Here is a 6328-nt window from a genome sequence, read left to right as displayed (position 1 = left end):
GTCCCGGCCCGCCGCCCGGCCGCCGCCACAAGAACCCCCACACCGCCATGCGCTACGTCAAACCCGGCGCCGAAGCCATCGCCAAGGTCACCGAGGTCCTGGCTCCCCGCCGCCGTACTCATTGACTGCGACGCAGCCACCAGCCGAAACGCCGTTCAAGATCGACTCAATGTGGGTTTTGGGCTTACGTGGGCCGGATACCTCTGACGGCGTGGGAAGCGCCCGCAACCCTGGGTCTCCTGGTCTGAACCGGCCATCTTCATCTGAAGTCCGATACGCCGCCGAACTTTCCCGACGGGCATCTATCCCTTAGCTCGATGACCAGCATGCTTCTGACGGGGACTGCTACGTCCAGAGGTGCTCTCTATCGTTCGGCCTGAAGGCCTCTTAGCGCCGTTCGAGCGGTTCGTCCCCCTCGGGCCGTCCCGGTCCAAACGATCGATGCGATTCGCGAATCTGGCGCAGAAGAGCACGGCCACGGCCCGCAAGATCGCCGGACGCTCCTCTGGGTGAGTCCCACGCAGCGCCAGCCACACCACAACTACCCGGGCTATGCCTGCGGCGGCCAGGAACGCCATGCCGCTAAGGAGGAGATTGCCCACTTCAACAAGATCCCTTCGCCTTTCTCCTGGCCGAGAGAGGCGATCCACATCAGGTCCTCAGCTCGACCAGTGCATGACTGGTTGAACCGAGAACCCTGCGCTGCCGGCGCAACGTGGATCTCAGAAGTGGTGGGCGACGACCCCTCCTGCGTCGAACGACAAGTCCCTTCCGTGCTTACCCTCACCCTCCGGGAGCAGGGGCGGAGCGTGCTGCTGCCGGTGCAGCCGACTCGACTGGTCAGTATCCGTACTTACGGCCTGTCCGCAAGCTCAACGACCCCATGGTCGCCCGGACCAGCTGCCCATCACCCTGCCAAGGACGCGGGGCATTCAGCAAGGCCCGATATCGCTCCTTACCAACGAAACAGGCGGCGCTCGATCGCGCCACGAGCGACAGTCGCCTGCACGCCGCGAACTCTGCGGCTGCCTACTTGCCTGACGTGCCTGACAGACCTTCAAGCAGCTGACCAGCTATTTCGCTTGACTACCCAAGATAACGATCGATGCCGGTCTCCCCGTGCGAGACGCCGTTGATGCGGACGTCGAGGATCGCGTCGGCCATGGAGTGGGCGAGCACGGCGCCATTCGCCCCGGCGCGGGCGTGGTTATCGGGGCTTGGATAACCACCGTTGCTACCGGAAGGTCGCTCTATGTCGCAGAAGATTCGCGCTACGTCACAATTTCGCCCGATATCGGCCGCACGCAGCAAGCGCAGGGATCAGTTTGTACACGGGCGCTCAGAGACCTAGCACCGCCTCGATGTCGTCGACGGCCGCCAGGGGCTGGGCGAGCTGCTCGCGTTCGGCCTCGGTAAAGGTGAGCGCGCGCGCCCGGGCCAGGGCCTGCCCGGCGGCGGTGTGGTCCTTGGCGCGGACCGCGAGCTCGGCCCGGTAGACCAGCGCCTCCAGCAGCTCGGCCGCCGACGCGGTGTCCTTGTCCCGCTCCAGGGCGACGTCCAGGATCTCGGCCGCCCGCACGTGCTTGCCGTGGGAGTCGCCCATCACGACCGCCCGGTTCAGCGAGGTGGTGAGCCTGCTCTCGGCCTCCTCCTTCTCCGGCAGGGGGCGGGCCGCCATGATGCGGATCCAGTTGCCGCCGGGGTCGATGACGGCGAAGCCGGAGCGGTTGCCGTCGTTCTTCCGCCGGCGCGGCCGGGTCATCCGGGGAATGCCGGAGACCAGCAGCTTGCCGTGCACCGCGCGCATGCCCGCGGCGAACGCCTCGAACAGCTCTCCGGTGTCCGGCACGACGATCACGCAGGTCCCGTAGGAGTCTTCGGGCTTGAACGCCTCCGGCATGCCGAAGAAGCCCAGCTGGAGGTCCTCGCGCTTGAGCAACACGTACGGGTTCGGGCGGACCTGGTAGTAGATCCGGCGGAAGCCGAGCATGGTGTAGAAGTCGACCATCTCGTCGATGGAACGGCAGGGCAGCAGCGGTATGGCGATCTCGTTGGCCATCAGGGGGACTCCTCTTCGCCGGCCATGGTGAACGCGCCCTCCTCCAGGCGGCGGATCATCCGGTCGGTCCATTGGGCGCCGGCGTCGGCGGTGGTCAGCCACAGGGACAGCACCTCGCCGACCGGGCCCCAGGTCGCCAGATCCGTGCCCTCGGGCAGGTACGCGGTGATGCTCGCGCGCCACTCGCGCATGGCGCGGGCCCGCTCGCGCAGCAGCTCCAGGGCCCGCTCCCGGGGAAGGTCCTCGATGAGGCCGACGGCGGCGCCCAGCACGTCCAGGCTCGGCTCGCGGTCGGCCAGGGCCTGGCCGAGGAGGGCGAGGTATTCGCGCTCGCCCTCCTGGGTCAGCTCGTACTCGATCCGCGGCGGTCCCCCGGCCTCGGAGGCGACCGTCTCGTGCGTCACCAGCAGGCCCTGGCCGGCCATGCTCTTGAGCGCGTGGTAGACCGAGCCTGAGGTGGCGGTCGACCACTCGTGCGCGCCCCACGACTCCAGATCCGCGCGGACCTGGTAGCCGTGGGCGCGCCCGCGCCTGCGCAGCGCGCCCAGGACCAGCAGCCGTACCGGCTTCATCGAGCCCTCCCGATCTTCACTAGCCAAATTTGGCTAGCTCCTACCGGGAGCTTACCGTACTCACGTGGACCATCACCACCGTCCGCCGGCCATCAGGCGCTCGATCCCCTCGTGGACGGCCGCCTCGTTGACCGGGTCGAGCGCGGAGGTCACCTCGTCCAGCAGCACGATGGGCGCGTCCTTCAGCAGCGCCCGCGCGATCGCCACCCGCTGGCGCTCGCCGCCCGACAGCAGCCCTCGCCGACGTGCGCCGACCAGCCGCTCGATCACCTCCTCCAGCCGGGCCGCGCTGGCCGCCGCCCGCACCTCGGCCTCGCTCGCGCCGGGACGGCCCAGCCGGACGTTCTCCTCGATCGTGCCGTCGAAGAGGTAGACGTCCTGGAAGACGATGGCGATGCGGGCCATCAGGTCGTCGGTGGCCATCGCGCGGACGTCCACGCCGCCGACGCGCACCGCTCCGGCGTCCACGTCGTGGAAGCGGGCCAGCAGGCGCAGCAGGGTGCTCTTGCCCGCGCCGGACGGGCCGACGATCGCCAGGCGCTTTCCTTCCGGTACGGACAACGTCAGGTCGTCGATCACGGTACGGCCGTCCTGCCGGAAGGTGACCGAGGCGAACTCCACGCCGTGGCGTACCGGCTGGAGGGGCTCGCCCGGCTCGGGCAGCGGCTCGGTGCGCAGGATCGCGTCGAGCCTGGACAGCTCGGCCCGCGCGCCGCGCAGCTTGCCGCCGATGTCGGCCAGCGATAGCCGCGGATCGGCGCAGCGGGCGGCCAGCACCAGGATCGCCAGGACCTCCGCCGCGCCGAGTTCCCCGCCGAGCGCGAGGTAGGCGCCGAGGGCGAGCAGAGCGGTCGGGCCGGCGGACGGCGTCACGGGAGACCGCGCGGCCCTGCTGGGCTGGCTTCACCGGCAGAACCGCCGGCCAGGGCCTGTCCACGGCCGCCCGCTCCCGGCTCTGCGCCGCTGGTTGTGACCCGGGATACCGTTGAGCGGTGGACGAGGAGACGGCGCTTCCGGCATCCCACCCGCGTCCCAGCAGGTCGGCAAAGACCGCAGGCCGCAGCCGGTAAGCCCATCCCACCATCCCATCTCGGCGCACTTTCCTTGCATGGCCCCTTTTCCCGTTGCGAAGCTTCCTGTCACGGGGATGGCGCGGCGAGCCCCGACTCGGGGCAACGACCGCGCCGCAGCCACTCACGCCGGCACGAGGTGCCGGCTCGCCGAAACGGTTGGAGAGGACCATGAGAACGAAGATCGCACGGATGGCGACGCCGATCGTCGCCGCGACCGTGCTGGGGGCCGGCGTCGCCGCCCTCCCGGCAGCGGCGGCCGACACCGCTGGAGCCAAGCCCCGACTGATCCGCATCTACAACAGCGGCAGTGGTCGCTGCCTGTACGACAGCGGCAGGCCCAGCGGGGGCACGTTCGCCGGCAGTTGCAGGAGAGGCAACCGCTACTGGAGAGGCGTCGCGGACGTCGGAGGCGGCCGCATCATCAACAACAGGACGCGGCGCTGCCTGACCGCGGGCAGCACGAGCGCCTGGTCGGCCCGGTGCAACGGATCGGCTTCCCAGGTGTGGAAGGGTGTCGGTTTCGGCCTGATCCAGAACTCTGGCAGGGGCACCTGCCTGCAAGGGACGACCGCGGGCGCAGGCATCATGATGAGGTCCTGCGACCAGGGCAACAAGTACCAGCAGTGGGGTCAGCTGGGCTGAGGCCTTATCACGGCCATGATCAACTGACGGCCCTCTCGCCGAGCTACCGGCGGGGCCGCGACAGCCAGCCTGCTTGCCTTAAGTCCCGGGCAGTGATCTTCACTGATCACGAATCTCCGGCAGCGCGGGGAGCGTGATCCCGTCCTCTGCGACGATCGCTGCGAGGACCTCGGCAAGCAGTGTGGCTGTGAGCGATAGTTGGCGGAGCCGACGCCAGGCAGCTCGCAACCTGAGCCCACCGGCGCAGCCTGACAGAATCGTGACCCATGATCGACGATTTCGCGAAAGACAACCTGCACGGGAGACTGCGGCGGGACCGCAAGGCGCTGCTCTGGAAACTCGACGGCTTGTCCGAATACGACGCCCGCCGACCTTTGACAGCGACCGGGACCAACCTCCTCGGCCTGGTCAAACACGTGGCCAGCGTCGAGGCCAGGTACTTCGGCGAGGTCTTCGACCGCCCTTCCCCGGAACCGCTGCCCCGGTGGCAGGACTCCAACGGCAGCGATCTGTGGGCGACCGAGGACGAGACCCGCGATCAGATCATCGGGTTCTATCGGCGCACGTGGGAACACTCGGACGCGACGATCAACGAGCTTCCCCTCGACGCCCTCGGCCACGTGCCGTGGTGGCCGGAGCCTTATGCCGACACGAACCTGTTCGCCATCATGGTCCATGTCCTCGGCGAGTCCATCCGGCATGCCGGGCACGCCGATATCCTGCGCGAGGGCCTCGACGGCCGGACCGGGTTGCGCGCCGAACACGAGAAGCAGATCGACGAGGAAGCCCGTGCAGCCTACTGCGCGAAGATCGAACTGGCCGCCAGGGCGGCCGCACCAATCAAGGCTTAACCACAATCGCGCCACGGTTTACCTCCGCCCCCCCACCAGCAAGATCACTTAAACGCCAAGGCCGGAGTGCTGCGACGCGCCCTTAACGACCTCGAGGCGCTCTCCGCACGCTCGGTTCTTCTTGGGTCTGGGCTGCGTTCGGTCAACTTGGCCTACGTGAAAGAAGAGATCATCGTCCTCTGACCTGCTGGAAGGGTCCTCCAACCCTAGATAACGATCGACCTGCTGGCGGAGCTCTTCGATCTCAGCTTTCTGGTTCTTGATGGTCGTCTTGAGCTGGATGACGGTTTCCCGCAGCTTCCTCTCGGATTCGGGGACCTGCGCGGTCTCTTTCCGGACGCGTTCGTAGAAGTGGTTCTTCAGATCGGCATGTCGCTTCTGGAGGGCCATGCGGTGAACGCTGGCCTCAGCGGCGAGAGCCTTGACGGTGAGACTCCCATCAGGGGCGATGGGCCGCCCAGCGAGGAGCCGGTCCATGGCCTCGCGGATGCGGGTCCGCTCGTCATCGTGCCGGGGCTGTGTGGTCATGTGAGGGCCTTCGCGGTCTGGGCGGTGGCGTCGTGGGTGTCGGCGATGGAGCGGGCTCGCTCGGCGTTCGCCTTGAGCCGTCGGCTGAGCGGACCTGGTGAGGCGTCGGCGAGCTGGTCGATCTCGTCCGCGCGCTCGCGCAGGAGACGGGCGTGGGCGTCGGTGCGGATGGCGTTCCCGCAACCGGCCGGCAGTCGTGCTGCCTCGGCGCGTTCGCTCCCGGCGCAGGCTCGCAGAGCGCGTTGTCCCGCTTGAACGCGCAGATCAGCATCGCGTCCGGGTTGTCGAACAGGATCACGCCATCCCGGGCGAGGAACTTGGCAGCCTCCCTCGCGAACGTCGCGGGGACGATCCGGCCCTCGAATCGCAACCTCGGTCTTTGGGGGCCGGTGATCGTCCGGTGGCGTTTGGCCTGTCAGGCGCGATCGTGGAGAGTGATCTGGTAGCCGTCGGGGTCGGCGAAGGTGAATGTCCGGCCGAAGGGGCCGTCGATCGGTGCGGAGACGATGGTGTGACCGTCGGCGACCAGAGCATCGTGAATGGCTTGGACGTCTGTGGCGTGGAGCCAGATCGCGGCACCGATGCCGGGCTGAGCAGCGGATG

At 68.3% G+C, this 6328-nt stretch carries 8 protein-coding genes; 2 read left to right on the top strand and 6 right to left on the bottom strand.

Annotated features, from left to right (window positions below; all coding sequences use genetic code 11):
* Positions 1 to 1086: 1086 nt before the first annotated feature.
* Genes EJK15_RS76990 through EJK15_RS66700 form a run of 4 tightly spaced genes read right to left on the bottom strand, consistent with a single transcriptional unit; the run spans position 1087 to position 3504 of the window.
* A complete protein-coding gene (locus tag EJK15_RS76990; RefSeq protein WP_276615610.1) occupies positions 1087 to 1311 on the bottom strand; it encodes a M55 family metallopeptidase in 225 nt (74 codons plus the stop codon).
* A gap of 28 nt (positions 1312 to 1339) precedes the next feature.
* The gene (locus EJK15_RS66710; RefSeq protein ID WP_138720499.1) at positions 1340 to 2059 is read right to left on the bottom strand and encodes a VOC family protein; all 720 of its coding nucleotides are present in this window, start codon (positions 2057 to 2059) and stop codon (positions 1340 to 1342) included.
* Positions 2059 to 2658, bottom strand: a complete 600-nt coding sequence (locus EJK15_RS66705) for a PadR family transcriptional regulator (RefSeq protein ID WP_240778085.1) — start codon at positions 2656 to 2658, stop codon at positions 2059 to 2061. Before EJK15_RS66705 ends, EJK15_RS66710 begins: the two co-directional genes overlap by 1 nt.
* 45 nt (positions 2659 to 2703) lie before the next feature.
* A complete protein-coding gene (locus EJK15_RS66700; protein WP_240778084.1) occupies positions 2704 to 3504 on the bottom strand; it encodes an ATP-binding cassette domain-containing protein in 801 nt (266 codons plus the stop codon).
* A 368-nt stretch (positions 3505 to 3872) separates the two neighbouring features.
* Here EJK15_RS66700 and EJK15_RS66695 point away from each other — a divergent pair, with 368 nt between their 5' ends.
* Positions 3873 to 4346, top strand: coding sequence for an RICIN domain-containing protein (locus EJK15_RS66695; RefSeq protein WP_138720498.1), 474 nt, complete (start codon positions 3873 to 3875; stop codon positions 4344 to 4346).
* Positions 4347 to 4612: 266 nt separating this feature from the next.
* Positions 4613 to 5197 (top strand): DinB family protein, encoded by a 585-nt coding sequence (locus EJK15_RS66690; protein ID WP_138720497.1) that lies wholly within the window; start codon positions 4613 to 4615, stop codon positions 5195 to 5197.
* A 48-nt stretch (positions 5198 to 5245) separates the two neighbouring features.
* Here EJK15_RS66690 and EJK15_RS73945 read toward each other — a convergent pair whose 3' ends face one another.
* Entirely contained in the window at positions 5246 to 5725 is a 480-nt protein-coding gene (locus tag EJK15_RS73945) for a hypothetical protein (protein ID WP_206062248.1), read from the bottom strand.
* A 415-nt stretch (positions 5726 to 6140) separates the two neighbouring features.
* Positions 6141 to 6328: VOC family protein (locus tag EJK15_RS66675; RefSeq protein WP_338089952.1), on the bottom strand; the 188-nt coding region annotated here is incomplete at its 5' end.

Source organism: Nonomuraea basaltis (assembly GCF_005893125.1).
GTDB lineage: Bacteria > Actinomycetota > Actinomycetes > Streptosporangiales > Streptosporangiaceae > Nonomuraea > Nonomuraea basaltis.
This window is presented reverse-complemented; position numbering and strand designations above follow the sequence as displayed.